Annotated in this window: 22 protein-coding genes; 12 read left to right on the top strand and 10 right to left on the bottom strand. The window is 72.1% G+C overall.

What is annotated here, in order from left to right; all coding sequences use genetic code 11:
* Positions 1 to 327: a ferredoxin gene (gene fdxA / locus ACQ614_RS22130; protein WP_030275917.1), complete on the bottom strand. Its 327-nt coding sequence runs from the start codon at positions 325 to 327 to the stop codon at positions 1 to 3.
* Between the two features lie 130 nt (positions 328 to 457).
* On the opposite strand from fdxA, the gene ACQ614_RS22125 reads away from it, so the two are divergent.
* Positions 458 to 1471 carry a GNAT family N-acetyltransferase gene (locus tag ACQ614_RS22125; protein WP_431680287.1) on the top strand — a complete coding sequence of 338 codons (1014 nt, stop codon included), beginning with the start codon at positions 458 to 460 and terminating at the stop codon, positions 1469 to 1471.
* A 37-nt stretch (positions 1472 to 1508) separates the two neighbouring features.
* Positions 1509 to 2381 carry a transglutaminase family protein gene (locus tag ACQ614_RS22120; RefSeq protein ID WP_431680286.1) on the top strand — a complete coding sequence of 291 codons (873 nt, stop codon included), beginning with the start codon at positions 1509 to 1511 and terminating at the stop codon, positions 2379 to 2381.
* Between the two features lie 18 nt (positions 2382 to 2399).
* Here ACQ614_RS22120 and ACQ614_RS22115 read toward each other — a convergent pair whose 3' ends face one another.
* The 5 genes from ACQ614_RS22115 to ACQ614_RS22095 form a co-directional block, all read right to left on the bottom strand.
* Entirely contained in the window at positions 2400 to 3005 is a 606-nt protein-coding gene (locus tag ACQ614_RS22115) for a response regulator (protein ID WP_431680285.1), read from the bottom strand.
* Positions 3002 to 4243 (bottom strand): sensor histidine kinase, encoded by a 1242-nt coding sequence (locus tag ACQ614_RS22110; protein WP_431680284.1) that lies wholly within the window; start codon positions 4241 to 4243, stop codon positions 3002 to 3004. Before ACQ614_RS22110 ends, ACQ614_RS22115 begins: the two co-directional genes overlap by 4 nt.
* 8 nt (positions 4244 to 4251) lie before the next feature.
* A complete protein-coding gene (locus tag ACQ614_RS22105; RefSeq protein WP_431680283.1) occupies positions 4252 to 4974 on the bottom strand; it encodes an ABC transporter permease in 723 nt (240 codons plus the stop codon).
* The gene (locus ACQ614_RS22100) at positions 4971 to 5936 is read right to left on the bottom strand and encodes an ABC transporter ATP-binding protein (RefSeq protein WP_431680282.1); all 966 of its coding nucleotides are present in this window, start codon (positions 5934 to 5936) and stop codon (positions 4971 to 4973) included. Before ACQ614_RS22100 ends, ACQ614_RS22105 begins: the two co-directional genes overlap by 4 nt.
* 125 nt (positions 5937 to 6061) lie before the next feature.
* Positions 6062 to 8182: a prolyl oligopeptidase family serine peptidase gene (locus ACQ614_RS22095; RefSeq protein WP_431680281.1), complete on the bottom strand. Its 2121-nt coding sequence runs from the start codon at positions 8180 to 8182 to the stop codon at positions 6062 to 6064.
* Positions 8183 to 8481: 299 nt separating this feature from the next.
* Between ACQ614_RS22095 and ACQ614_RS22090 the strand changes: the two genes are divergently transcribed.
* The 10 genes from ACQ614_RS22090 to ACQ614_RS22045 all read left to right on the top strand — a co-directional run bounded on the left by ACQ614_RS22090 (position 8482) and on the right by ACQ614_RS22045 (position 21707).
* Complete coding sequence (locus ACQ614_RS22090) at positions 8482 to 8676, top strand: DUF2304 family protein (protein ID WP_030275935.1); 195 nt, start codon at positions 8482 to 8484, stop codon at positions 8674 to 8676.
* 65 nt (positions 8677 to 8741) lie between these two features.
* On the top strand, positions 8742 to 9629 hold the full coding sequence (mshB, locus tag ACQ614_RS22085; protein WP_431680280.1) for an N-acetyl-1-D-myo-inositol-2-amino-2-deoxy-alpha-D-glucopyranoside deacetylase: 888 nt from the start codon (positions 8742 to 8744) through the stop codon (positions 9627 to 9629).
* A complete protein-coding gene (locus ACQ614_RS22080; protein WP_431680279.1) occupies positions 9626 to 10081 on the top strand; it encodes a DUF6113 family protein in 456 nt (151 codons plus the stop codon). Before mshB ends, ACQ614_RS22080 begins: the two co-directional genes overlap by 4 nt.
* 321 nt (positions 10082 to 10402) lie before the next feature.
* On the top strand, positions 10403 to 12877 hold the full coding sequence (locus tag ACQ614_RS22075) for a peptidoglycan binding domain-containing protein (protein WP_431680278.1): 2475 nt from the start codon (positions 10403 to 10405) through the stop codon (positions 12875 to 12877).
* Positions 12878 to 13203: 326 nt separating this feature from the next.
* Positions 13204 to 14928 carry an ABC transporter family substrate-binding protein gene (locus ACQ614_RS22070; RefSeq protein ID WP_431680276.1) on the top strand — a complete coding sequence of 575 codons (1725 nt, stop codon included), beginning with the start codon at positions 13204 to 13206 and terminating at the stop codon, positions 14926 to 14928.
* A 488-nt stretch (positions 14929 to 15416) separates the two neighbouring features.
* On the top strand, positions 15417 to 16460 hold the full coding sequence (locus ACQ614_RS22065; protein ID WP_431680275.1) for an ABC transporter permease: 1044 nt from the start codon (positions 15417 to 15419) through the stop codon (positions 16458 to 16460).
* Between the two features lie 103 nt (positions 16461 to 16563).
* The gene (locus ACQ614_RS22060) at positions 16564 to 18333 is read left to right on the top strand and encodes an ABC transporter substrate-binding protein (protein WP_431680274.1); all 1770 of its coding nucleotides are present in this window, start codon (positions 16564 to 16566) and stop codon (positions 18331 to 18333) included.
* 146 nt (positions 18334 to 18479) lie between these two features.
* Positions 18480 to 19463: an ABC transporter permease gene (locus tag ACQ614_RS22055; RefSeq protein WP_431680273.1), complete on the top strand. Its 984-nt coding sequence runs from the start codon at positions 18480 to 18482 to the stop codon at positions 19461 to 19463.
* Between the two features lie 65 nt (positions 19464 to 19528).
* Positions 19529 to 20599: an ABC transporter ATP-binding protein gene (locus ACQ614_RS22050; RefSeq protein ID WP_431680272.1), complete on the top strand. Its 1071-nt coding sequence runs from the start codon at positions 19529 to 19531 to the stop codon at positions 20597 to 20599.
* A 19-nt stretch (positions 20600 to 20618) separates the two neighbouring features.
* Complete coding sequence (locus ACQ614_RS22045; protein ID WP_431680271.1) at positions 20619 to 21707, top strand: ABC transporter ATP-binding protein; 1089 nt, start codon at positions 20619 to 20621, stop codon at positions 21705 to 21707.
* A gap of 84 nt (positions 21708 to 21791) precedes the next feature.
* Here the strand turns inward: ACQ614_RS22045 and ACQ614_RS22040 are convergent, their stop codons facing one another.
* From ACQ614_RS22040 to ACQ614_RS22025, 4 genes are read right to left on the bottom strand one after another with little or no spacing between them, the layout of a single operon-like run.
* Positions 21792 to 22976 carry an ABC transporter ATP-binding protein gene (locus ACQ614_RS22040; RefSeq protein WP_431680270.1) on the bottom strand — a complete coding sequence of 395 codons (1185 nt, stop codon included), beginning with the start codon at positions 22974 to 22976 and terminating at the stop codon, positions 21792 to 21794.
* On the bottom strand, positions 22966 to 24045 hold the full coding sequence (locus ACQ614_RS22035; RefSeq protein WP_431680269.1) for an ABC transporter ATP-binding protein: 1080 nt from the start codon (positions 24043 to 24045) through the stop codon (positions 22966 to 22968). Before ACQ614_RS22035 ends, ACQ614_RS22040 begins: the two co-directional genes overlap by 11 nt.
* 18 nt (positions 24046 to 24063) lie before the next feature.
* The gene (locus ACQ614_RS22030) at positions 24064 to 25092 is read right to left on the bottom strand and encodes an ABC transporter permease (RefSeq protein ID WP_431680268.1); all 1029 of its coding nucleotides are present in this window, start codon (positions 25090 to 25092) and stop codon (positions 24064 to 24066) included.
* Positions 25085 to 26008 carry an ABC transporter permease gene (locus ACQ614_RS22025; RefSeq protein ID WP_431680266.1) on the bottom strand — a complete coding sequence of 308 codons (924 nt, stop codon included), beginning with the start codon at positions 26006 to 26008 and terminating at the stop codon, positions 25085 to 25087. Before ACQ614_RS22025 ends, ACQ614_RS22030 begins: the two co-directional genes overlap by 8 nt.
* Positions 26009 to 26046 lie beyond the last annotated feature (38 nt).

Raw genomic sequence — 26046 nt, 5'->3', positions numbered from 1 at the left:
TCAGTGGTCGGCGTTCTGCGGCGGCAGGGCCGCGATGAACGGGTGGTCCTTCTCGATCAGGCCGAGCTTCGAGGCACCACCGGGCGAACCGAGGTCGTCGAAGAACTCGACGTTCGCCTTGTAGTAGTCCTTCCACTCCTCCGGAGTGTCGTCCTCGTAGAAGATCGCCTCGACCGGGCAGACCGGCTCGCACGCGCCGCAGTCGACACACTCATCCGGGTGGATGTAGAGGGAGCGCTCCCCCTCGTAGATGCAGTCAACCGGGCACTCTTCGATGCACGCCTTGTCCTTGACGTCGACACAAGGCTGCGCGATGACGTAGGTCACGCTGTCGTTCCTCCTCGGAAGGGCTGGCGGCCCAAACTGTTTGCTTGCGTGCGCGGGTGAGCGCGGCGTCGTCGATGCCCGCCCCTAGTATCGCGGGTCGGAGACCGCAAATGCACAGGAGGTGCCCTCGATGGCGGACAGAGCCCCCGCGACGGACCGTCCGGAGGTCCGGCTCGACCGCTCTGACGTGGGACGACGCGTGTCCGTGCGACGCGTGTCGGAGCTGGTCGAGGGCCGTCCGGTGTTCCGCGATGTGATCGGCGTGCTCGCATCCTGGGACGACGAGGGCATCGCCGTGGTGCCGCGCAGCGGCGAGCCCGTGGTGTTCGCCGAGGACCTGCTGGTCGCGGGCAAGCCGGTGCCGCCCTTCCCGGCCCGGCGAGTCCCGATGCCGGAGACCGACCCGGTCTCGCTCCAGCGGATCGCCGCCCGCAGCTGGCCCGCCGTCGAACAGGAGCCGATGGGCGAGTGGGTGCTCCGCGCCTCCGCGGGCTTCACCCGGCGGGCCAACTCCGTCCAGGCGCTCGGCGACCCCGGACGCCCGCTGCCGCAGGCCCTGGAGGAGATCCGCGACTGGTACGCGGCGCGCGGGCTGCCCGCCTACGTCGAGGTGGTCCGGCCGGGCTCGCCGGCCGACCTCGCCGCCGAGCTCGACCGGCTCGGCGCCGGGTACGCCGAGACCCTGGTGCGCACCGCGCCGCTGGCCCCGCTCGCCCGGGCCGCCGCCGGCCACGAGCGCGTCCGGCTGTCGCGCACCGCGGACGCCCGCTGGATGTCCCGCTACCGCCGGGTGAGCGCCGACACCGCGGTCGAGCGCGCCGCCGCCCGGGTGCTGCACGGCGGCCCCTCGGTCTGGTTCGCCACCGTGCCCGGCCCGGCGGGCGGCGCCCCGCTGGCGATCGGCCGGCTGGCCGTCGACGGGCCGTGGGCCTGCTTCGGCGCCATAGAGGTCGACCCGGAGGCCCGCCGCTCGGGGCTGGCCACCACGGTGATGGCCGTCCTGGCCGCACGGGCCGCCGAGGAGGGGGCGACCGGCGCGTACCTGCAGGTCGAGGCGGAGAACGGCGGCGCCATCGCCCTCTACGACCGGCTGGGCTTCACCACAAGTCACACTTACCACTACGCCCGGCTTCCCGAGCGGTAGCGTTCACCTCGCCACTTCTGTACCGACGAAGGCTGCTGTGACCGAGCAGAGCAGAACCCGCTTCCGCACCGAGGCCCGGGCCGAGCGCCCCGATCCAGTGCTGCTGTGCCTGCTCGCGGCCGCCGAGCACCCGCTCGGCAGCACACCCGGCGACCCGGCGCCGCCGCCCACCCTGGACGAGCTGCTCACCGGCTGCCAGGCCGCCCTGGACCGGCATGCGGCCGCCGTCCGCAAGGCGGTGGCCGAGCGCCGGCCGGCCGGGCCGGAGGAGACGGCGGCGCTGCTGGCAGCGGTGCTCGGCGGCCGGGAACGCTTCCACGGCCGCAAGGCGGACTACCGGCGGCTGGAGTCCTCGCTGCTGCCCGAGGTGCTGCGCCGGCGCCGCGGCCTGCCGATCATGCTCTCGCTGGTCTGGATCGGCGTCGCCGCGCGGGCCGGCATCACGGTGCACGGGATCGCGCTGCCGGGCCACTTCATCGTCGCGGTCGGCGGCCCGGCCGGCGGGAACGACTACGTGCTCGCCGACCCGTTCCACGGCGGGCGGCTGCTCGACCTCGACGACACGGCCGCGCTGGTCACCGCCGCCGGGCACACCTTTACGCCCGAACTCCTCACCCCCGCACAGCCGCTGGACATCGTGCTGCGGGTGCTCGGCAACATCCGCAGCTGGGCCGCGGACCGGCCCGAGCACGCCCGCACCCAGCTGTGGGCCACCGAACTCGCCCTGCTGCTCCCCCGGCACCCGGCGCAGCTGCGCCTGGAGCGCGCCGAACTCCTCGTCCGCACCGGTGACTTCCTGGCCGGCGCACGGGAGATGGAGGAGTACGCGCGGATTCTGGACGCCTTCGACCCGGAGTCCGCGGCGAAGGCCAGGCAGGACGCGAGGGCGGCCCGGCACCGGCTCAACTGAGGCCGGGCCACCGCTCGTTCACAGCCAGCCCTTCTCCCTGGCGACCCGCACGGCCTCGGCCCGGTTGCGGGCGCCGGTCTTCTGGATCGCCATCGACAGGTAGTTGCGGACGGTGCCCTCGGACAGGTGCAGCCGCTTGGCGATGTCCGCGTTGACCGAGCCGTCGGCCGCGGCGGCCAGCACGTCGAGCTCCCGCCCGGTCAGCGGGTTGGCGCCCTCGGCGAGGGCGGCGGCGGCCAGCGTCGGGTCGATGACCCGCTCGCCGCGCAGCACCCGGCGGATCGCCTCGGCCAGTTCGGCGGCCGGGGCGTCCTTCACCAGGAAGGCGTCCGCGCCGAGTTCCATGGCCCGCCGCAGGTAGCCCGGCCGGCCGAAGGTGGTGGCGATCACCACCTTGGTGTCCGGGCGGCGTCTGCGCAGCTCCCCGGCGGCCTCGATGCCGGTCATCCCGGGCATCTCGATGTCCAGCACGGCGACGTCCACCTCGTGGGCGGCGGCCGCGTCCACGACCTCGTCGCCCCGCCCGACCTGGGCGACCACCTCGATGTCCCCTTCGAGGCCCAGCAGGGCGGCGAGCGCCTCCCGCACCATCCCCTGGTCCTCGGCCAGCAGCACGCGAATCATTCGCGCACACTATCGGCCCCGGCCGCCGCGGGGACGGCCCGCAGCGGGACGGACGCCCGGAGCCGGAAGCCGCGGCCGCGCGGGCCGGGACCGGTCTCCAGCCGGCCGCCGACCAGGGCGAGCCGCTCGGCGAGGCCGGAGAGCCCGTTGCCGGGGCCGGACTTGCCGGGGCCGCGGCCGTCGTCGGCGACCTCCAGGACGGCGTACCGCCGGCCGTCGTCCTCCCAGGCCTCGTCCATGGTCACGGTGCAGGCGGTGGCGTCGGTGCCGTGCCGGACGATGTTGGTGACGGCCTCGCGCAGCGCCCAGGCGAGCGCACCGGCCTCCTCGCCGTCCAGGCCGGGGCGGGCGTCGGTCAGGCCGGGGGCGGCCTCCAGGGTGATCCTCGCGGTGGTCAGCGCCGTGCGGGCGGCGGCGAGTTCGACCGGCAGGGTGGGTCGGCGGAAGCCGCTGACCGCCTCCCGGACGTCGATCAGCGACTGCCGGGCGACGCTCTCGATGTCGGCGACCTGGCCGCGCGCCTCGTCCTGCTTGCCGGCGTCCATGAACCGTCCGGCGAGCTCGCTCTTGATGGTGATCAGGGACAGCGAGTGGCCGAGCAGGTCGTGCAGGTCGCGGGCGAGCCGCAGCCGCTCCTCGGAGGCGGCCAGGTGGGCCACCGCGGCCCTGGCCTCGCGCAGTTCCTGCATGGTGGAGATCAGCCGCTGCAGGCCGGTCATCGCGAGCCCGGAGAGGAAGCACGGCACCACGATCGCGACCAGCGTGTCGTGGTCGGCGTGCACCAGCAGGCCGACCACCAGGGCCAGCACGGTGGCCGCGGCCACGCCGGCCACGCTGAACCGGGCGGGCAGCACCACCGCGATGCACACCGAGGCGTAGGTGAACAGGGTCAGCCAGGCCTCGCCGAGCGCGAAGGAGGTGGTGACCGCGAGCACCACCATCACCGCGGCGATCACGTAGTGGCCCTGCCAGCCGGCCGGCCTGGTCGAGCGGAGGGCCACCAGCGACAGGTAGCAGGTCAGGTAGACGGCGAGCGCCGCCCAGCCGAGCGCGGTCGCGGCGGTGCCGTGGTGCCCGTCCAGCAGGTCCTTGACCGGATAGACCAGGTAGATCGCCCAGAGCGACATCCAGCAGAGCTTCACCAGCAGCTGCCGCCGGCTCTCCACCTTCGCCCCGGGGATGTTCCGGAAGGAGACGCCGGGCTCCGCCGGCCTGCCGTGCACGTCCTGGTCGACCATGTCGGCCATCATGCCGCGCGGGTGTCGCGGCGGTACAGGACGGCCGCCGCGGCCACGAAGAGGACCAGGAAGGCTGCCAGCCCGCCGACCGCCGCGGTGTCCACCCCGTGCCCGGGCTGCACGAAGGAGGCCAGCCGGTTGTACAGGTAGACCGGGTCGAAGCGGGCGACGGCCTCCAGCGAGTCGCCGACCGGGAACCAGGTGCCGCCGAGCAGCGCCATCAGCATGTAGACGATCATGACCACGGGCTGGACGGCGTCCGGCGGGGCCGCGCAGCCGAGCGCCACCCCGAGCGCCGCGAAGACGAAGCTGCCCAGCCACAGCACCGCCGCCAGGCCGAGCCACTGCCCGGCCGACAGCCGGACGCCCTCGACCGCGCCGATCGCGAAGACCACCAGGATCGCCGGCAGCGTGGTCACCGCGCACGCGGCGATCTTGCCGAGGGTGTAGGCCCGGCCGGGCAGCGCGGTCAGCCGCAGCTGCCGCACCCAGCCGCTGCGGCGCTCCAGCGAGATCCGCTGCGCCGAACCGGTCAGCACCGCGCCGACCGCCCCGAAGGTGGCCATCGACACCATGAAGTACGCCTTCGCCGGGACCCCGCCGGCCACGTCGCCGCCGCCGTACGCGCTGATGAAGAAGACGTACAGCAGCGCCGGGTAGAGCACGGTGAACAGCACGTACCGCTTGTTGCGCAGGGTGCGCAGGATCTCCAGCCGGATCAGGGTGGTCATCGCGCGTTCTCCTTCGCGGGGGCGGGTGCCTCGTCCAGGGCGGCCCGCTCGGTGATGGTCAGGAAGGCCTGCTCCAGGCCGAGGCCGGTGACCTCCAGACCGCGCGGGTGCAGCCCGGCGCGGTAGACGGCGGCCACGCAGGCGTCGGCGTCGGTGGCGCGGATGCGCACGGTGCGCACCCCGCCCGTCCGGCCGCCGAGCTCCAGGGCGGCGACGCCGGGCAGGGCGCGCAGCAGGGACTCGTCGGCGGGGCCGTCCTCCGGGTGCAGCTCGAAGCCGATCCGGCGGGCGCCGGCCCGGGCCTTGATCTCGGCGGAGGTGCCGTCGGCGATCAGCCGGCCCTTGTGCAGCACCAGCACCCGGTCGGCGACCGAGTCGGCCTCCTCCAGGTAGTGGGTGGCGAAGAGCACGGTGCGGCCGGCCGCGGCCTGGGCCCGCATCGTCGACCAGAAGGCCTGCCGGACGGAGACGTCCATGCCGGTGGTGGGCTCGTCCAGGACGATCAGGTCGTTGGCGCCGGCCACCGCGAGCGCGAAGCGGACCCGCTGCTCCTGGCCGCCGGAGAGCCTGTCGACCCGGCGGTCGGCGATCTCCTCGATGCCGGCCTCGGCCAGCACGGCGTCCGCGGCGTGGCCGCGCGGGTGGATGCGGCAGGCGAGGGCGACCAGTTCGCGGACCTTCACCTCGGTCATCAGGCCGCCGCTCTGCAGCATCGCGCCGACCCGGCCGGCCTCGATCGCGGCGCGCGGCGGGCCGCCGAAGAGCTCGACGCTGCCGCTGTCGGGCTCGCGCAGGCCGAGCAGCAGGTCGAGGCTGCTGGACTTGCCCGCGCCGTTCGGCCCGAGCAGTGCGACCGTCTCGCCCGGCCGCAGGACGAGGTCCAGCCCGTCCACCGCCCTGACCCGGCCGTAGCTCTTGCTCGCGTTCCGGAAGGCCGCGACCTCCCCCGTGCCCGTACCCATCGCCTGCCGTCCTCTCGACGCCTCGCTCCGACGTCCCCAGGCTCGCGCGGGCGGGGGTGCGGGCGGCAGTGCGGGCCGTCGTGTCCTCGGCATGACGGATGTCATGCCGAGGACACGAGTGCAGGTCAGAGCCCGAGCGAACGCTTCAGGAAGTCGACCTGGAGCAGCAGCAGGTTCTCCGCGACCTGCTCCTGCGGGGTCATGTGGGTGACCCCGGAGAGCGGCAGCACGGTGTGCGGCCGGCCGGCGGCCAGCAGCGCGGAGGACAGCCGCAGGGTGTGCGCGGCCACCACGTTGTCGTCGGCCAGGCCGTGGACGACCATCAGCGGCCGCTCCAGCTCGGGCGCGTCCTCGATCAGCGAGTTGGCGTCGTACACCTCCGGGTGCTCCTCGGGGTGGCCGAGGTAGCGCTCGGTGTAGTGGGTGTCGTACAGCCGCCAGTCGGTGACCGGGGCGCCGGCGACGGCTGCGTGGAAGACGTCCGGGCGGCGCAGCACCGCGAGGGCGGACAGGTAGCCGCCGTACGACCAGCCGCGGATCGCGACCCGGGCGAGGTCGAGCGGGAACTCCTCGGCGAGTGCGTGCAGCGCGTGCACCTGGTCGTCCAGGGTGATCCCGGCGAAGTCGTGGCGGATCGCCTTCTCCCAGGCGGGGCTGCGCCCGGGGGTGCCGCGGCCGTCCGCGACGACCACGGCGAAGCCCTGGTCGGCGAACCACTGCGAGGTGAGGAACGGGTTGTGCGCCTGCACGACGCGCTGCCCGTGCGGGCCGCCGTACGGGTCCATCAGCACGGGCAGCAGCCCGTCGCGGGCGCGGTCGTAGCCGGTGGGCAGCAGGACGGCGGCCGGGATGCGCCGCTCGCCGGCGAACCGGAAGGCGGGGGTGGCGGTGAGCAGCGGTGTCTCGGCGTGCGAGCCGACGGTGGCGACGGCCTTGCCGTCCACCAGCACCTGGACGAGGGTGCCCGGGCGGTCCGGGGAGGCGGTGGAGAGCACGGTGGTGCCGCCGGCGTGGACGGCCGCCGAGGCGCCGTCGCCGTCCGGGCCGAACGGGGCGGTGCCGTCCGCACCGACCCGGAACAGGCCGGTCCAGCCCGGCGGGCGGCCGCTGCCGGCGGCGCCCTCGGAGGCGGTGAACAACACCGCGTCGGCGGTGACGGCGAAGACCGAGCGGACGTGCAGCGCGGCGTCGGTGACGGGCTGTTCGCCGATCAGCAGGGTGCGGGCGCCGCCGGCGTCGGAGATCCGCACCAGCCGGCCGTCCGGGGTCCAGGCGGGCACGCCGTCGTGGAGCTCCAGCCAGGCGTCGTCCTCCTCGGCGACCAGCAGAGCGGTGCTGCCGTCGGCGGTGTCGACGGTGCGGATCTGCTGGCTGCGCTGGTCGCGGGCCTGGACGAGCAGCAGCGGCGGGCCGCCGGCCGACCAGTGCACCCGGGCGAGGTACGGGAAGGCCTCGCGGTCCCAGACCACCTCGGTGCGGGTGCCGTCCAGGTCGACCAGCCACAGGCCGACCTCGGCGTTGGGGGTGCCGGCGGCCGGGTAGGCGACCTCGGCGGGGGCGGTGGCGGGGTTGGCCGGGTCGGCGATCCACCAGCGGCGGACGGGGGTGTCGTCGACCCGGGCGGCGAGCAGCCGGCGGCTGTCGGGCGACCACCAGAAGCCGCGGTCGCGGCCCATCTCCTCCTGGGCGGCGAACTCGGCCTGACCCCAGGTCACCCCGTCGGCCCCGGGCTCGGCGAGGGCGCGGTCGCCGCCGCCGTCGGTGCGGGTGACCCGCAGGGCCCCGGCGGTGGTGGCGTACGCGACGAGGGTGCCGTCCGGTGCCGGGCGGGGGTCCAGCAGCGGGCCCTCGGCGGGCAGTTCGCGGGCGGTGCCGGCGGCGAGGTCGGCGGCGAACAGCCGGCCGGAGAGCGCGAAGGCGGCGAGTGCGCCGGAGGCGTCCAGGGCGTAGCCGACGATCCCGGCGGAGCCCTCGCGGCTGCGCTCGCGGCGGGCCCGCTCGGCCGCGGAGAGGTGCTCCTCGCCACCGCCGAGCAGCTCGGCGGGGTCGGCGGCGACCTGCTCGGCACCGGTGGCGGGGTCGAGGGTCCAGAGCCGGTTGGCGCGGTCGCGGCCGGAGCCGGAGCGGAGGAAGACGACCCGTTCGCCGTCGGGTGCGACGGCGAACGAGCGGGGGGCGCCGACGGTGTAGCGCTGGGTGCGCGCGTACTGCCTCGGGAAGGTGTCCGCAGGGGTCTCGGTGGTCATGGCACCCGACCCTACGGCCTGCCCGGAGTGGTGATCACTCGTTCGGAGCAGCGTCCACCGATCGCTCCGGAAAGCCCGGAACACCCCGTCCCACCGGCCGTTCGGCCGTCCGGAGCACCCTCGCGCCGCCGTTCGAGACCTCACGGTACGTAATACCGGCATCACCGATCGGGTATGTGTTGCTCATCGCGATACGGAGCCGGACCGTCCTGTTCCCTCCCGGCCCCGGATCGAGAGCCCGTCCCGCACGACCCGCCGCCCGCCCCGGGCGGCGCACCCGAGAAGGGGTGTGAGCCGTCATGGCTTTGTCCGTCTCCGCAGCCGTGCTGATGCTGGTCATCGTGGTGGTCCTGGTCCGCCGGTCCGGCCTGAAACTGGCCCATGCGATCATCTGTGCGCTCCTCGGCTTCTACCTGGCCTCCACCTCGATCGCACCGTCGATCCAGGAGGTCACCAGCAACGTGGCAGGGATGATCAATGGCCTGAAGCTCTGACGGACCTCCGGCCGCCAGTGCCGCGTCAGGCAACCTTCGCCTGATGCGGCACTAGGCTGGCGGCCATGACCGCAGCCTCCGACCGACCGCCCCGCCGCCTGCTCCTGGTGCACGCGCACCCCGACGACGAGTCGATCGTCAACGGAGCCACCATGGCGCGGTACGCCGCCGAGGGCGTCCTGGTCACGCTGGTGACCTGCACCCTCGGCGAGGGCGGTGAGGTGATCCCGCCCGGGCTGGCCCGCCTGACGGCCGATCGGGACGACACCCTGGGCGAACACCGGATCGGCGAGCTGACCGCGGCGATGCGCGCGGTCGGCGTCGCCGACTTCCGCTTCCTCGGCGGCCCCGGCCGCTACCGCGACTCCGGGATGATGGGCGTCGCCGACAACGAGCACCCCGGCTGCTTCTGGCAGGCCGACGTGGACGAGGCGGCCGGCCACCTGGTCGCGGTGGTCCGCGAGGTGCGGCCGCAGGTTCTGGTCGCCTACGACGAGCGCGGCGGCTACGGGCACCCGGACCACATCCAGGCGCACCGGGTGGCGCTGCGCGCCTACGAGCTGGCGGCCGACCCGGCGTACCGGCCGGAGCTGGGCGGGGCCTGGCGGATCGCCAAGGTGTACTACAACCGGATGCCGCGCTCGGTGATCGAGCGGGCCCTGAAGGAGACGGCGCAGGCCGCGGCCTTCCCCGGCACCGCCGCGGTCGGCGACATTCCGGGCGTGGTGGACGACGGGGCGGTGACCGCGGTGGTCGACGGCACCGCGTACGCCGGCGCGAAGGCGGCCGCGATGCGGGCGCACGAGACCCAGATCACCGTGGCGGGCAACCACTTCGCACTCAGCAACGACCTGGGGCAGCCGCTGCTGGCGACCGAGTACTACCAGCTGGTGCACGGCGAGCCCGGCGGGCCGCTGCCGGAGACGGACCTCTTCGCCGGGGTGGCCGGGTGAAGCCGCAGCAGGTCCTCCTCGGGACGCGGTCGCAGCGGCTGGCCGAGCCGCTGCCGCCGCGCGGCTTCCGGGTGGCCGCCTACGTGGTGCTGTTCCTGCTGGGGGCGGCGGTGGCATTGTGCGGAACCTTCGTGCAGGCCCTGTGGCCGCCCTTCGGCGTGCTGCTGGCCCTCGCCGGGACGCTCGGCGTCTTCTACGGCGGGCTCCGGCTGACCGGGACGAAGCTCGGCGCGGGCATCCCGCTGGCGGGCTGGTTCGCCGTGCTGATGGTCATGATGGCCCCGCGGCCGGAGGGCGACTTCGTGCTCGCGGCCGGGCTGACCTCGTACCTCTACATCTTCGCGGGCGCGGTGGCCGGGGTGGTCTGCGCGACGCTGCCGACCCGGACGGGCTTCGGCCTCGGGGCCCCGGCGGACGATCGGAAACGGCCTGTCAGGGACCCTCGCACATAAGTCGCATAGCGGAATAATCGGACAGATCGGGTTCTTCTGATCCAGGCCACCGCTCTGCGCTTCCCAGTAAGGTGGTGCCGGTGCGGGTGCCTCCGGTCGTGCGACCGGGGAACGACGGCCCCCGGACGCCGCGGATGCCGGGCGGAAGAGTACCTTCGGCCCAATCGCGTGGCGGCGGCGCCGTCTCAGCCAACACGTGAAGAAGCTGGTGTCGGAGGGTTCGTCCGGCCCGCAGCGCGGTGGCTTCCGTGCGCGCGGCGGGACGCCCCACAACCCGCGGCCCCGCCCACGGCGAGGCCGCGAACCCGGAGCAGAGCAGCATTGAGCAGCCGCGAATCTGACAGCGCGTACCCGCAGTCCCGTGGGGGCAACCCCGGCCGCCGTCCGGCGGACGGGGCGGACGCCTACCCTTCGGGCACCCCGCCGTACGGCACCGGCCTGCCGGGCGCCGCCGCCTTCGCGCACGGCCGCAGCGACGACCCCTTCGGCACGGCTTCCCAGGCCGCCGCGGTCGGCGGCCAGGAGGCCCCGGCCGACGACGTCCCGAAGACCGAGACCACCCTCACCACCCGGATGCGGATCAACATCCCCGGCTCCCGGCCGATCCCGCCGATCGTGGTGCGCAGCCCCGTCAAGAACGAGGAGCCCCCGGCGGCCCCGGCGGACGCGGGCGCGCCCCGGCACCGCTCGGAGGGCGGCGGCAGTTCGCCCGTCCTCGGCGTGATGGAGGCCGGCACCGCCTCGGCCCCGCCGAAGCTCCCGCCGGAGTGGCAGGAGGGCGCACCCGGCGGCCCGGGCGGTCAGGGCGGCGGCCAGGGGCCGCAGGGCGGCCCGAGCGAGTCCGAGTCGACCGGCGCCTGGTTCCGGCCCCGGCAGAGGGGCCGTCAGGACGCCGGGCCCGCCCCGGCACCCACGGGCGCTCCGGCCGGCGCACCGGCAGGCCGTCCGAACCCGGCCTCCCAGCCCGGCCCGGGCGCGGCCCCGCAGCCCGGCCCGCAGACCGCCCCGCAGCCCGCGGCGGCGTCCGGTGCCCCGCAGGCCGCCCCGCGCGCCGCCGCCCCCGGCCCGCGCGCGCCGCAGCCGGGCGAGCAGCGGCCGGCGCCGCGGCCGACCGGCGCTCCGGCCTCGCCGTTCGCCGGCGGGCCCGACGGTGCCCCGCAGGACCCGTTCGCGGCTCCCCAGGACCCGTTCGCAGCCCCGCAGCAGGGCCGCCCGGAGGGTGCCGCGGGCCCGCGCCCGACAGGCCGCTTCGCGCCGGACCCGTTCGCCGCGCCCGCCCCCGGCCCCGCCGCCGGTGCACCGCGCAGCGCCCCGGCGGACCCGTTCGCCGGCCCGACGCCGGAGAACCCGTTCCGCTCCGGCCCGGCCGACCCGTTCGCGGCCGGCCGCGCGGCCGGCGCCGCCGCGCAGGAGCCCGAGGACACCCAGATCGGCGGTTTCGAGCCGATCCGCGACGACGCGCGTCCGGGCGGCTCGATACCGGGCCTGCCGACCGCCAACCTGTTCGGTTCCGCCCCGCCGGCCACCGGCCCGGCGGCGGACCCGTTCGCCACCTCCCCCGCGGCCGATCCGTTCGCCACCTCCCCGGCCGCGGACCCGTTCGGCACCGCCCCGGCCGGCGACCCGTTCGCCGGCAACCCGGCCGCCGCGGCCGCCGACCCGTTCGGCGGGGCGCCGCAGCAGGGCGATCCGTTCGCCGCCGGCGGGCCGGGCAGCGGATTCGGCAGCGGATTCGACGGCACCGAGGGCTTCCCGGGCGCCGCCCGGAACCGCCCGGCACCCGCGGCCGAGCGGGCGCCCGAGCCCGCCCCCGAGCCGGCCCCGAAGGCCTCCTCCGAGCCGGCGCCCAAGCGGCGCGGCCGCGGCGGCAAGCTGGCCGGCTACGCGGTCGGCGGCCTGCTGTTCGCCGGCGCCGCCGCGTACGGCACCGGGCTGATGCTCAACCAGGCCGACATCCCCAAGGGCACCACGGTCCTCGGCACCGACATCGGCGGCAACACCCGCGACCAGGCGGTGAGCGCCCTCGACGAGTCGGTGGCCAAGACCGGCAAGGAGCCGATCAAGCTGAAGCTCGGCGGGCAGTCGCTGAGCCTGGACCCGGCCACCGCCGGACTGAGCTTCGACACCACGGCGACGGTCGACGGCCTGACCAAGCACAGCTACAACCCGGTCGACGTGATCGGCTCGCTGGCCGGCGGCACCAAGGCGGTCGCGCCGGAGGTCAAGGTCGACCGGGCGAAGCTCAAGGCCGCGCTGGACGAGCTGGCCGCCAAGTCCGGGCAGGGCCTGAAGGAGGGCTACGTCCGGTTCACCGAGACGGGCCAGACCGAGGTCGTGCCGGGCAAGGCCGGGCAGGCCCTGGACTCCGCCGCCGCGGCCGAGGCGGTCGAGGCCGCGTACCGCAACCGCGCCGCCGGGCAGGACGGCGGCGAGGTCGCCCTGGCCCTGACCGCGGCCCAGCCCAAGGTCGGCGAGGACGTCCTCAAGGCGGCCGCGGCCGAGCTCGGCAAGCAGGTCCTGGCCGGCAATGTGACGCTGAAGGCCGGCGCCAAGAAGTGGGACTTCGGCAAGGTGACGGCCAGCAAGGCGCTGACCCTCGCCCCGGACGCCTCCGGCAAGGTCGTCCTCACCTGGGACCTGGACAAGCTGGACGCCGCGCTCGGCGGCGTCTTCGACAAGTCCAAGACCCGCAAGAACGGCGCCCTGGTCCCGATCACCCCGCAGGACGTCGCGGACGGCATCGCCGCCGTGATCGGCAAGAGCGGCAGGGACCGGGTCTTCACCTTCCCGGCCTGACCACCGACCCGACCGCCGGCCCGAATCCGGGCCGGCCGCCGGCCCCGTGGGCCGGACCCAGCACAGCACGGCCGCGGAGGCCGGGCCCGCCGGCACCCGCCGGTCCGGGCCCGGCCTCCGCGGCGTTCCCTGGCGGTTACTCGCCAGTGGCGGGGCAAAACGGGGCAAGCTCCGCACCACGACCCCCTGCCGCCCCGCGTTACCAATCCTTGATCGGGACCAGGTCGACAATCCGCGCGCCCGGTCAGCAGGATGTCGCCCCAGCCGAGCCGCCCCATCCCGCGCAGACGGCCACCCCCGCCGCACCGCCCAGCTGGGAGACCCTCGTGACCAGACCCCGGTTCCCGCTCGCCCTGACCGCGTCGGCGGCCGCCCTGGCGCTCGCACTGTGCGCGTGCTCGGGCAGCGGCGATCCGGACCCGTCCGCGCTCGACGCCGGCACCGCCCGCGTGGCGGACGGCGGCGTCCAGCGGATGACGCAGGCCTCGGTCAACCCCAGGCCGCGCTCCGCGCTCCGCCAGGGCGGCACCCTGCAGTGGGCCGTCGACCGGCTGCCCACCCAGTGGAACCCGCTGCACGTCGACGGCACCGAGCCGGCCACCACCGCGGTCATGAAGGCGCTGCTGCCGACCTTCTGGCGCTCCGACGCCGGCGGCACCCAGACCCCCAACCAGGCCTACCTGCTGAGCGCCGTCAGCGAGATGCGCGACGGCCGCCAGACGGTCACCTGGACGCTCAACCCCAAGGCGCACTGGTCCGACGGCACCCCGATCACCTGGCGCGACCTGGCGGCCACCTGGCGGGCCCTGAACGGCACCGACCCGGACTACCGGACGGCCTCCACGACCGGCTTCGACCGGGTCGAGTCGGTCGTCCGCGGCCGTGACGACCACCAGGCGGTGATGGTCTTCCGGACCCGCTTCTCCGAGTGGCAGGCGATGTTCAACAACGCCGCGGACTGCCCGCTGCTGCCGGCGAAGTACACCGGCACCGCCGAGGAGTTCAACACCGCCTACACCGACCGCATCCCGGCCACCGCGGGCCCCTTCCGGCCGGTCGGGATCGACCGCGCCAAGGGGACGGTCACCCTGGAGGCCGACCCCGGCTGGTGGGGCCAGAAGCCGATGCTGGACCGGATCGTCTTCCGGGTGACCGACCCGGCCGCCACGGCCGACGCCTTCACCCGGGGCAGCGTCGACTACGCCGACATCGGGCCGGACGCCGCCGCCTACAAGCAGGTCTCGGCCGTCGCCGAGGGGGAGATCCGCCAGGCCGGCGGCCCCAACGTCCGCGCCCTGGTGCTGAACGGGCGCAGCGGGAAGCTGTCCGACCCGGCCGTGCGGCGGGCGGTGCTGCAGGCGATCGACCGGGAGGCGATCGCCCGCTCCGGACTCAAGGGCATCAACTGGCCCTACACGCCGATGAACAACCACTTCCTGGTGCCCGGCCAGAACGGCTACCGGGACAACTCGGGCGGGCTGAGCCAGTACGACGTGGACGCGGCCGACGACGCCCTGGAGCAGGCGGGCTGGCCCCGGCCGGGCTTCGCGATGCGCAGCCGGGGCGGCGAGCCGCTGACGCTCCGTCTTGTCGTGCCGGACGCGAGCCCGGTGGCCGCGGCGGAGAGCACGCAGGTCCTGGAGATGCTGGCGCTGGCCGGGATCCAGGTGGACGTGCAGAAGGTGCCCAACGCGGAGTTCCTCGACCGGTACGTGAACCGGCACGACTTCGACCTGACACTGATCAGCATCGCCGGTACCCCCTTCCCGGCGACGTCGTTGGCCAGTACCTTCCAGCAGGGGGCCGGTGGGAACGTCTCCCAGGTGGGGAGCGAGGCACTGGACCGGGCCATCGCTGACGCAGCGTCGAGCGCGACGGCGAAGGAGGGCTACGAGGCGATCAACCGTGCCGATGCGGAGGCGTGGCGGGTCGCCGGCCTGATACCGCTGTACCAGCGGCCCGCGATCCTCGCGGCCCGGCGGACGGTCGCCAACCTGGGCGCGCCCGGACTGTCCGATCCGGTGTACGAGGACATCGGCTTCCAGAAGTAGCGCAGAAGAATGCACGGCGAATACTCGCCAGTGGCGTGAATTTGCCATCCAAGAGCGGGGGCGAATTGCTCTGCGGCACACCCCGGACATGCCCAAAAATTCGAGCCGGCTACCGTAAAACGGTAGTGTCCGATTATCGGACGGTTCAACGCGGGCCACATTTCGCCAAAGAATGCCCAAAACGGACAGCATGTCTACGCGCATCGACAACTGGCCGGCGCCGCCGCTGCGTCCACATAGCGGATGCCCATCCAGCACGTTACGGACGCGTGAACAGATTTTGATGGCGTATGTCCGAATATGACCGTCTCATCCGAGCCATGTCAAGGCATTTCGCACTACGAAGTGGTTGATATTGCAGCACGAAGCAAGAAATGGGCATCCGCAGAGTGAGGAACTCTTGACGTTCGATTAACGACTTGCAAGAGTCCGTGCATCCAACTTTTTCTCCTTGCTGCACACAGACCACGGTCGGGAGCTTTAGCACCATGACGACGCCTACCGGGGCCACGACGGACGACGACAGCGTTCTGGTCGGGTCCACATCGGACCTCGCCGCCAACACCTCGGCCGACGCTCCGTCAGATCCGGGCTTCCGGGGGCTCTCCCCGGGCAAGCTGATGTGGCGTCGTTTCATGCGTGACCGCACCGGTGTGGTGAGCGGCGTCGTGGTGGTCGCCTTCGTCCTGGTCGCGCTGCTCGCCCCGCTGATCTCGATGGTCTACGGCAAGGACCCGGTCACCCACTACGGCCAGAACGCCCCCGACCTGCTGACCGACTCCGGTCTGCCGATGGGCCCCAACGGCGGTATGAGCGGCGACTTCTGGTTCGGCCTCGAGCCGGGCCTGGGCCGCGACGTGTTCATCCTGCTGATCTACGGCATCCGCACCTCGCTGCTGATCGCCGTCGCGGTCTCCCTGCTCACCACCGTGATCGGTGTGGCGCTGGGCATCGCGGCCGGCTACCTCGGCGGCAAGACGGACTACTTCATCGGCCGGATCATCGACATCCTGATGTCGTTCCCGTCGCAGATCTTCCTGATCGCCACCATGCCGGTGGTCACCAGCCTGCTGGTCGCCAACAACGAGGCGCAGCCCACCTGGCTGTCCTTCACCGCGGTGACCATCGTCCTGTCGCTCCTCGGCTGGATGTCGCTGGCCCGCATCCTGCGCGCGACCACCCTGTCGCTGCGCGAGCGGGAGTTCATCGAGGCCGCCAAGGTCACCGGTGCCTCGCCGGCGCGGATCATCTTCAAGGAGCTGCTCCCCAACCTGTGGACGCCGATCCTGGTGCAGTCGACGCTGGCGCTCCCCGCCTTCGTCACCGCCGAGGCCGGCCTGTCCTACCTGGGTGTCGGTGTCACCGAGCCCACCCCCGACTGGGGTCGCATGATCGCCGATGCGGCCCAGTACCTGCGAACCGACATCACCTTCCTGCTCTTCCCGGGCCTGGCCATGGTGCTGTTCGTCCTCGCGTTCAACCTGCTCGGCGACTCCGTCCGGGACGCATTCGACCCGAAGGCCAACCGCTGACCCCACCGGCGGCGCCGAGCAGCCCCACAGACTCCGGGGGGATGGGCACCCCAGCCCCGGGCACCCAACTGAAATCGCAGACACCTTCCAAGGCAGGATGAAGATGAACGCTCGCAAGTCGCGGCGGCTCGCCGCCGCCATCATGGTGGCCGGGGCCCTGACCGTCACCACCGCCTGCTCCAGCGGCCACAGCAACGGCGACGGCGCCGCCAACGGCGCCTCGAAGGCTCCGGTCAAGGCCACCACGATCTCCGTGGGCACCGCCGAGGACTCCAAGGGCCCCGCCGCTGCCGAGCCGAACGCGAAGAAGGGCGGCACGGTCAACATGATCGACCGCGACGACTTCTCGCACCTGGACCCGGCCCAGATCTACATGAACTACAACAGCGAGGTCTCGCTGCTGCTCACCCGTCAGCTGACGGGTTACAAGTACCTGCCGGACGGCACCCAGAAGCTGGTCGGCGACCTCGCCACCGACACCGGCACCACCACCGACGGCGGCAAGACCTGGAAGTTCACGCTGAAGGACGGCGTGAAGTGGCAGGACGGCACCCCGATCACCTCGGCCGACGTCAAGTACTCGATCGAGCGCACCTTCGCGCCGTTCGTGAAGTCGGGCCCGATCTACATCCAGCAGTGGCTGGCCGGCGACAAGTACCGCGACGCCTACCCCGGCCCGTACGAGGGCAAGAGCCTGGACGGTGTGCAGGCGCCCGACGCCAAGACCGTCGTCTTCACCTTCAAGGACGCCCACCCGGACGCCAACTTCACCCTGGCGATGACCGGTTACGGCGTCGTGCCGAAGGCCCAGGACACCAAGGAGGCGTACGACAAGAAGCCGTTCTCCTCCGGCCCGTACCAGATCGCCGAGCACGTCACCGACAAGTCGCTCGACCTGGTCCGCAACCCCAACTGGGACCCGGCCACCGACCCGATCCGGAACGCCTACCCGGACAAGTGGCACATGGAGTTCGGCGTCCAGGCCCAGCAGTCCACCGAGCGCTTCATCGCGGACAACGGCGCGGACAAGACGGCCTTCAGCTTCCACAACCAGGTCCACACCAGCTTCATCGACCAGGTCAAGGCCGACGAGAAGCTCAAGCCCCGCACGCTCGAGGGCCTGACGCCTTACGTGGACTACTACTACATCAACAACACCCGCATCAAGGACCAGAAGGTCCGCGAGGCGCTGCTCCGGGCGTTCCCGCACCAGCAGACCCGCCAGCTCCAGGGCGGCACCAGCTACGGCGACTACGCCACCACCTACATGAGCCCGACCGTCCTCGGCTACGAGAAGAGCGACGTCTTCGACACGCTCAAGAAGCCGCAGGGCGACCCGGAGGCGGCCAAGAAGCTGCTCACCGAGGCCAACGCCGTGGGCCAGACCATCGTCTACGCCTACAACAACACCCCGGTCCAGCAGAAGGTCACCGAGGCGATCCGCGTCGCCCTGGAGGCGGCCGGCTTCAAGTTCGTCCCGAAGCCGCTCGACGCCAAGACCTACTACGACGCCATCGGCCTCGTGAACAACGAGTACGACCTGTACTGGGGTGGCTGGGGCGCCGACTGGCCGACCGGCTACACCTCGCTGCAGCCGGTGTGGGACGGCCGCGCGATCGCGGACGGTGCCTCCAACTACGCGCACCTGAACGACCCGGAGGTCAACGCCGCGATCGACGCCGCGGTCAAGATCGCCGACCCGGTCGAGCAGGGCAAGGCCTGGGCGGCCCTGGACAAGAAGCTGCAGGAGAAGGCCGTGTCCATCCCGGACGTGTACCAGCGCTCCCTGAGCCTGTACGGCTCGGGCCTGGGCGGCGTGAAGTTCGACACGCTGTTCGGTCTGCAGTCGCCGCTGAACATCTACGTCAAGTAGTCCTCGGCACAGTGCAGTAGCCCAAGGTGGGGCATCGGCCGGAACCACCCGCCGGTGCCCCACCGCCCTGGCCCCCTAAAGCCCCACTCGCCCTCTGCTCGCCACCGCACCCGCAGCCGGCGCCCCGATCAGGAGAGCCCGACCCCATGCTCCGTTTCCTAGTCCGCCGATCCATCGGCGCCCTCGTCATCCTGCTGATCATCAGCATGGTCACCTTCGCGCTCTTCTTCGCCATCCCGGCGGACCCGGCGCGGCTCTCCTGCGGCAAGGTCTGCACCCCCGAGAACCTTGCGCTGATCCGGCACAGCATGGGGCTCGACGAGTCGGTGCCCATGCAGTACTGGCACTGGCTCACCGGCATCTTCGTCGGCCGTGACCTGCCCGGCTCGCTCCCGCACTGCGACGCACCCTGCTTCGGCTACTCCTTCGTCAAGCAGGAGATGGTGCTCGACACCCTGCTGGACCGCTTCCCGACCACGCTGTCGCTGACCGTCGGCTCGGCCATCGTCTTCCTGATCTTCGGTATCGGCACCGGCATGCTGGCCGCCCACAAGCAGGGCAAGGCGCTGGACAAGGTCGCGAGCGCCGCCTCGCTGGTCGCCACCTCGATGCAGATCTACGTCGCCGGCCCGCTGGCCCTGTGGGCGCTGGTGTACAGCACCGACCTGATGAAGCAGCCGACCTACGTGCCGTTCACCGAGGACCCGCTCGGCTGGTTCACCGGCCTGCTCGTGCCGTGGATCGTGCTCTCGCTGATCTGGACGGCCAACTACACCCGTATGACGCGCTCCTCGATGGTCGAGCAGCTCACCGAGGACTACGTCCGCACCGCCCGCGCCAAGGGCATGTCGGGCACCTCGGTCTTCATGCGCTACGCGTGGCGCGGCGCGATGGGCACCATCGTCACCGTCTTCGGCATCGACCTGGGCGTGCTGCTCGGCGGTGCGATCATCACCGAGACCACCTTCGGCCTGCACGGTCTGGGCCAGCTCGCGATCGGCGCGTTCATCGACTCCGACCTGTCGATGCTGATCGGTGTGACCCTGGTGGCCGCGACCCTGATCGTGTTCTTCAACATCATCGTCGACGCCGCCTACGCCCTGATCGACCCGCGCATCCGCCTGGCCTGACCGGCCGCACCCCTGGCCGAACCAGCCGTTCCCGACCTCACGTACCGCACCGAGGAGCCCAGTCCATGACCACCCAGGCCAAGCCCGAGGAGGCGGCCGCCGGCAGCGGCGGCAGCACCGCCTTCCTCTCAGTCCGCGACCTCTCGGTCCGATTCAGCACCGAGGACGGCGTGGTCCGGGCCGTGGACAACCTCTCCTTCGAGGTGGAGCCGGGCACCACGCTCGGCATCGTCGGCGAGTCCGGGTCCGGCAAGTCCGTCACCAACCTGGCGATCCTCGGCCTCCACAACCCGGAGAAGACCGACATCACCGGCTCGATCAAGCTGGCCGGACAGGAGCTGGTCGGCGCGCCGACCAAGGAGCTGGAGAAGCTCCGCGGCAAGACGATGTCGATGATCTTCCAGGACCCGCTGACCGCGCTGTCGCCGTTCCACACCATCGGCAAGCAGATCGGCGAGACCTTCCGCAAGCACACCGGCGCTTCCAAGAAGGAGGCCCGGGACCGCGCCATCGAGATGCTGACCAAGGTCGGCATCCCGCAGCCGACCGTGCGCGTGGACGACTACCCGCACCAGTTCTCCGGCGGCATGCGCCAGCGCGCGATGATCGCGATGTCGCTGGTCTGCAACCCCAAGCTGGTCATCGCGGACGAGCCGACCACCGCGCTGGACGTCACCGTGCAGGCGCAGATCCTCGACCTGCTCAAGGACCTGCAGCAGGAGATGGGCACCGCCATCATCCTGATCACCCACGACCTCGGCGTGGTCGCCAACACCGCGCAGAACATCATGGTGATGTACGCGGGCCGTGCGGTGGAGCGGGGCACGGTGCGCGAGGTGCTCAAGACCCCGCAGCACCCGTACACCTGGGGCTTGCTCTCCTCCATGCCGAACCTGACCGGCCCGGTCGACGTCCCGCTGCGGCCGGTGCGCGGCACGCCGCCGAGCCTGATCCACCTGCCGTCCGGCTGCCCGTTCAACCCGCGCTGCGACCACCGCGAGAAGGTCGTCGGCGGAGGCTGCACCACCGAGCGCCCGGCCCTCCTGCCGGAGGCCGGCCACGCCACCGCCTGCCACCTGACGGCGGCCCAGAAGCAGGACATCTTCATCGATCAGATCCAGCCGCGGCTCGGCTGACAGGGACGGGCAGAACACCATGAGCAACGAGCTGACCCTCGACAAGTCCGCGCCGGCCGCACCGGCCTCCGCCGACCCGCTGCTGAGCATCTCCGGCCTGCAGAAGCACTTCCCGGTGATGGACGGCTTCCTGTTCAAGCGCAAGGTCGGCGCCGTCCACGCCGTCGACGGCATCGATCTGACCGTGCACTCCGGCGAGTCGGTCGGCCTGGTCGGCGAGTCCGGCTGCGGCAAGTCGACCACCGGCCGCCTGGTCACCCGCCTGCTGGAGCCCACCGCCGGTTCCATCAGCTACGCGGGCCGCGACATCACGCACGCCTCCCGCAAGGAGCTCGCGCCGATCCGGTCCGAGATCCAGATGATCTTCCAGGACCCGTACTCCTCGCTGAACCCGCGGCACACCGTCGGCTCGATCATCAGCGCGCCGATGGAGATCAACGGGATCAACCCGCCCGGCGGCATCCAGCGGCGGGTCCAGGAGCTGCTGGAGACCGTCGGCCTCAACCCGGAGCACTACAACCGCTTCCCGCACGAGTTCTCCGGCGGCCAGCGCCAGCGCATCGGCGTGGCCCGGGCGCTGTCGCTCAACCCGAAGCTGATCGTCGCCGACGAGCCGGTCTCCGCCCTGGACGTCTCCATCCAGGCGCAGGTCGTCAACCTCCTGCAGCAGCTGCAGAAGGACCTCGGCATCGCGTTCCTCTTCATCGCGCACGACCTCGCGGTCGTCCGGCACTTCTCGCAGCGGGTCGCGGTCATGTACCTCGGCAAGATCGTGGAGATCGCCGACCGCCAGTCGCTGTACGAGAGCCCGCGGCACCCGTACACCCACGCGCTGCTGTCCGCCGTCCCCGAGCCGGACCCGGACGACGCCCGCGAGCGCATCCGCCTCACCGGTGACGTTCCGTCGCCGATCAACCCGCCGTCCGGCTGCCGGTTCCGCACCCGGTGCTGGAAGGCGCAGGAGAAGTGCGCGACCGAGGAGCCGCCGCTGGTGCAGCTCTCCGGCAACCGCGAGGGCCACCTGACCGCCTGCCACTTCCCCGAGGACGCGCCCGAGGCCCCGGCCAAGGCCGCCGTCCCGGAGCAGCGGGACACCAAGCAGCTCTGACGGCCGCAGGGCCGGTACAACGGCGGCGGGCCCCTTCCCACCTGTGGTGGAGGGGGCCCGCCGCCGTTTCCGTGCCCGGCCGGGCTAGGGCGTGCCGCCCGGGTTCTCATCGGTCTTCCGCTCCGCCGCGCTCTGCTCGATGTCGCGCTCCGCCGCGCTCTGCTCGATGTCGCGCTCCGCCGCGCTCCGTTCGATGTCGCGCTCCGCCGCGAAGTGACAGGCTGACTCGTGCGCGGCCCACCCCTCCAGCCACGGGCGGACGGTGAGCAGCGGGATCTCCATGGCGCACTTCTCCTGTGCCTTCCAGCAGCGGGTGCGGAAGCGGCAGCCGGACGGCGGGTTGGCCGGGGAGGGGATGTCACCCGAGAGAATGATCCGCTCGCGGCGCTCGCGGCCGGCCGGGTCGGGGACGGGGACGGCGGAGAGCAGCGCCTGGGTGTAGGGGTGGGTGGCGTGCTCGTAGATCTCCTCGTCGGAGCCGATCTCGACCATCTTGCCGAGGTACATCACGCCGACCCGGTCGGAGATGTGCCGGACGATCGAGAGGTCGTGGGCGATGAACATGTACGACAGGTTGAAGTCGTTCTGCAGCTGCTCCAGCAGGTTGATCACCTGGGCCTGGACGGAGACGTCGAGGGCGGAGACCGGCTCGTCGCAGATGATGACCTCGGGCTTGAGCGCGAGGCCGCGGGCGATGCCGATGCGCTGGCGCTGGCCGCCGGAGAACTGGTGCGGGTACCGGTTGATGTACTCCGGGTTGAGTCCCACCACGTCCAGCAGGTCCTGCACCGCCTTGCGGCGGTCCCCCTTCGGCGCCACCTGGGGGTGGATCTCGAAGGGCTCGCCGATGATGTCGCCGACCGTCATCCGGGGGTTCAGCGAGGTGTACGGGTCCTGGAACACCATCTGGATGTTGCGCCGCACGCGATGGAGTGCGGCGCCCGTGAGGTGGGAGATCTCCTCGCCCTTGAACCGGACCGAGCCGCTGGTGGCGGGCTCCAGGTTCATCAGGACCTTGGCGAGGGTCGACTTGCCGCAGCCGGACTCACCGACGATGCCCAGCGTCTCGCCCTGCATCAGGTCGAAGGAGACGCCGTCGACGGCCTTGACCGCACCGACCTGCTTCTTGAAGAAGATGCCCTGTGTCAGCGGGAAGTACTTGACCAGGTCCCGGACCTGCAGGATCGGCTCACCGCGGGGCACGTCCTTCTCGAAGGCGGCCTCCTGCGGCACCGCGGCGTCCACCGCGCCGGCCCCGTCAGACGTCATGGAGGGTCTCCTTCCAGAAGAAGCAGGCGCTGCCCCGCCCCGGCAGGCGGGTGCCGTCGTCGGCGGTGACCTCGAACAGGTCGGGCACCTCCTGCCGGCAGATGGCCTGGGCCCGGGGGCAGCGCGGGTTGAAGGCGCAGCCCGGGGGGATCCTCAGCAGGTTGGGCGGGAGCCCCTTGATCGCGTACAGCTCCTGGCCCTTCTGGTCCAGGCGCGGGATGGAGTCGAGCAGGCCGCGGCTGTAGGGGTGTGCCGGGCTCTTGTACAGCTGATCGACCGGGGCGGTCTCGACGATCCGGCCCGCGTACATCACGGCGATCTTGTCGGCCACGTCGGCGACCACGCCGAGGTCGTGGGTGATCAGGATCAGGCCCATGTTGTACTCGGCCTGCAGCTCCGCGAGGAGGTCCATCACCTGGGCCTGGACGGTGACGTCCAGGGCGGTGGTGGGCTCGTCCGCGATGATCAGGTCGGGTTCCAGGGCGAGCGCCATGGCGATCATGATGCGCTGGCGCATGCCGCCGGAGAACTGGTGCGGGTAGTCGTTCACCCGCTGCTTGGCGGCCGGGATGCGGACGCGGTCCATCAGCTCGACGGCCTTGTCCTTGGCCTCCTTGCGGGAGACGCCGCGGTGCACCCGGTACATCTCGCCGAGCTGGGTGCCGACGCTGTGGACGGGGTTCAGGGCGGACAGCGCGTCCTGGAAGATCATGGCCATCTGCTCGCCGCGGATCTTCCGCCGTTCCTCGGCGCCGAGCTTGAGCAGGTCGCGGCCCTTGAAGACGATCTCGCCGCCGGTGACGAAGCCGGGCGGGCTGTCCAGGATGCCCATGATCGCCTGGGCGGTGACGGACTTGCCGGAGCCCGACTCGCCCAGCACGGCGAGGGTCTCCCCCGCGCGGACGGAGTAGTCGACGCCGTTGACCGCCTTGGCGACGCCGTCGCGGGTGCGGAACTCGACCTGCAGGCCGCGGACGTCGAGCAGCTCGCCCCCGGGCGTGGCGGTGACGGCCGCACGGGTGTCGATCCGGATGGCGCCGCCGCCGGCGTCGCTGTTGCCGCTGTTCATGGTTGGTGGGGGCCCCTCTCAGCGCAGCTTCGGGTCGAGAGCGTCGCGGACGGCGTCGCCGAGCATGATGAACGCCAGGACGGTGAGGCTCAGCGCCCCGGCCGGGTAGAGCAGCATGTGCGGAGCGTTGCGGAAGGTCGCCGAGGCCGAGGAGATGTCGATGCCCCAGGAGACCGTCGGCGGCTTGAGGCCCACGCCGAGGAAGCTCAGGGTGGCCTCCAGGGCGATGTAGGTGCCGAGCGCGATGGTGGCGACCACGATGATCGGCGCGACCGCGTTGGGCAGGATGTGCCGCAGCATCAGCCGGCTGTTGCTCGCGCCGAGGGCCCTGGCCGCGGTCACGTAGTCCTGCTGTTTGGCGGTGATCACGGCGCCGCGGCCGATGCGGGCGATCTGCGGCCAGCCGAGCACCACGATGAAGGCGACCACGATCCAGATCGACCGGCTGGGGATGACCGACAGGAAGACCAGGCCGCCGAGCAGGATCGGGATGCCGAAGAAGATGTCGGCGACCCGGGAGATGACCGAGTCGGACCAGCCGCCGAGGAAGCCGGCCAGGCCGCCGAGCACGGTGCCGAGCAGGGCGGCGCCGACGGTGGCGCAGACGCCGACCGTGATGGAGGCGCGCGCTCCGTGGACGGTGCGGGAGTAGACGTCGCAGCCCTGCCCGTCGTAGCCGAAGGGATGGCCGGACTCGGCGCCCTGCTGGGCCTTCGACAGGTCGCACTTCAGCGGGTCGGTGGAGGTGAACAGACCGGGCCAGATCGCCATCACCACCAGGAAGATGATCAGCAGTCCGGAGATGATGAAGATCGGGTTGCGGCGCAGGTCGCGCCAGGCGTCCTGCCAGAGGCTGCGCGGCTTGACCCGGTCGTCGGCCGCTGGGATCTCCGGTTCGTCGTCGAGTCGCTCGTTCTTGATTAAAGTCTGCGCTTCCATGGTGCCGAGGTCGAAGGTGCGGCTCTCGATGGCACTCTGGATTTCCTCTTCCTCGGTGCCGGCGTCCGCGAGCGGGTCCGCCTTGTTGTACTTCTCCTGGTCAGGCATAACGGATCCTCGGGTCCAGGACCGCGTAGAGCAGGTCGACGAGCAGGTTGGCCGCCAGGTAGATGATGATCAGGATGGTCACGAAGCCGACGACCGTGGCGGTGTTCTGACGGACGATGCCCTGGTAGAGGTAGAAGCCCACGCCGTGGATGTTGAAGATCCGCTCGGTGACCAGCGCGCCGCCCATGAGGGCGCCTAGGTCGGCGCCGAGGAAGGTGACGACCGGGATCAGCGAGTTGCGCAGCAGGTGGTTGAGCACCACCCGGCGGCGCGGGAGGCCCTTGGCCACCGCGGTGCGCACGTAGTCGGCCCGGGAGTTCTCGGCGACGGTGGTGCGGGTGAGCCGGGCGACGTAGGCGAGCGAGACGGACGCGAGCACGATGCCTGGCAGCAGCAGGGACTCGAAGGTGAGGTCCTCGCCGGCCGTGGCGGGCAGGACGCCCCACTTCACACCGACCAGGTACTGGAGCACGAAGCCGGTGACGAAGGTGGGGATGGAGATGACGATCAGGGTGAAGATCAGCACCGTGTTGTCCGACCAGCCGCCGCGGCGCAGGCCGCTGATCAGGCCGAAGCCGACACCGAAGATGACCTCGATGGAGAAGGCCACGGCGGTGAGCTTGATCGTCGCCGGGTAGGCGGTGGCGAGCAGCGAGGTGACCGACTGCCCGTTGAAGGTGGTGCCGAAGTCCCAGCGGAACAGGTTGCCCATGTAGATCAGGTACTGGAGCCACAGGGGCTCGTCCAGGTTGTACTGCTCGCGGATCTGCTGGGCGACGACCGGGTCGGGGGCCCGGTCGCCGAAGAGCGCGTTCACCGGGTCGCCGAGCGCGTGGACCATCACGAAGATGAGGAAGGTGCTCCCGAGGAACACCGGGATCATCTGCAGCAGGCGTCTGATGACGTAGCGTCCCATGCGAACCTCCAGGGGGCCGCCGGAAGGGCGGCCGCCGG

The organism is Kitasatospora dryopteridis (assembly GCF_050749075.1).
Taxonomy (GTDB): Bacteria; Actinomycetota; Actinomycetes; order Streptomycetales; family Streptomycetaceae; genus Kitasatospora.
The sequence above is the reverse complement of the archived record's forward strand: the minus strand, read 5'-3'. Positions and strand labels throughout refer to the sequence as shown.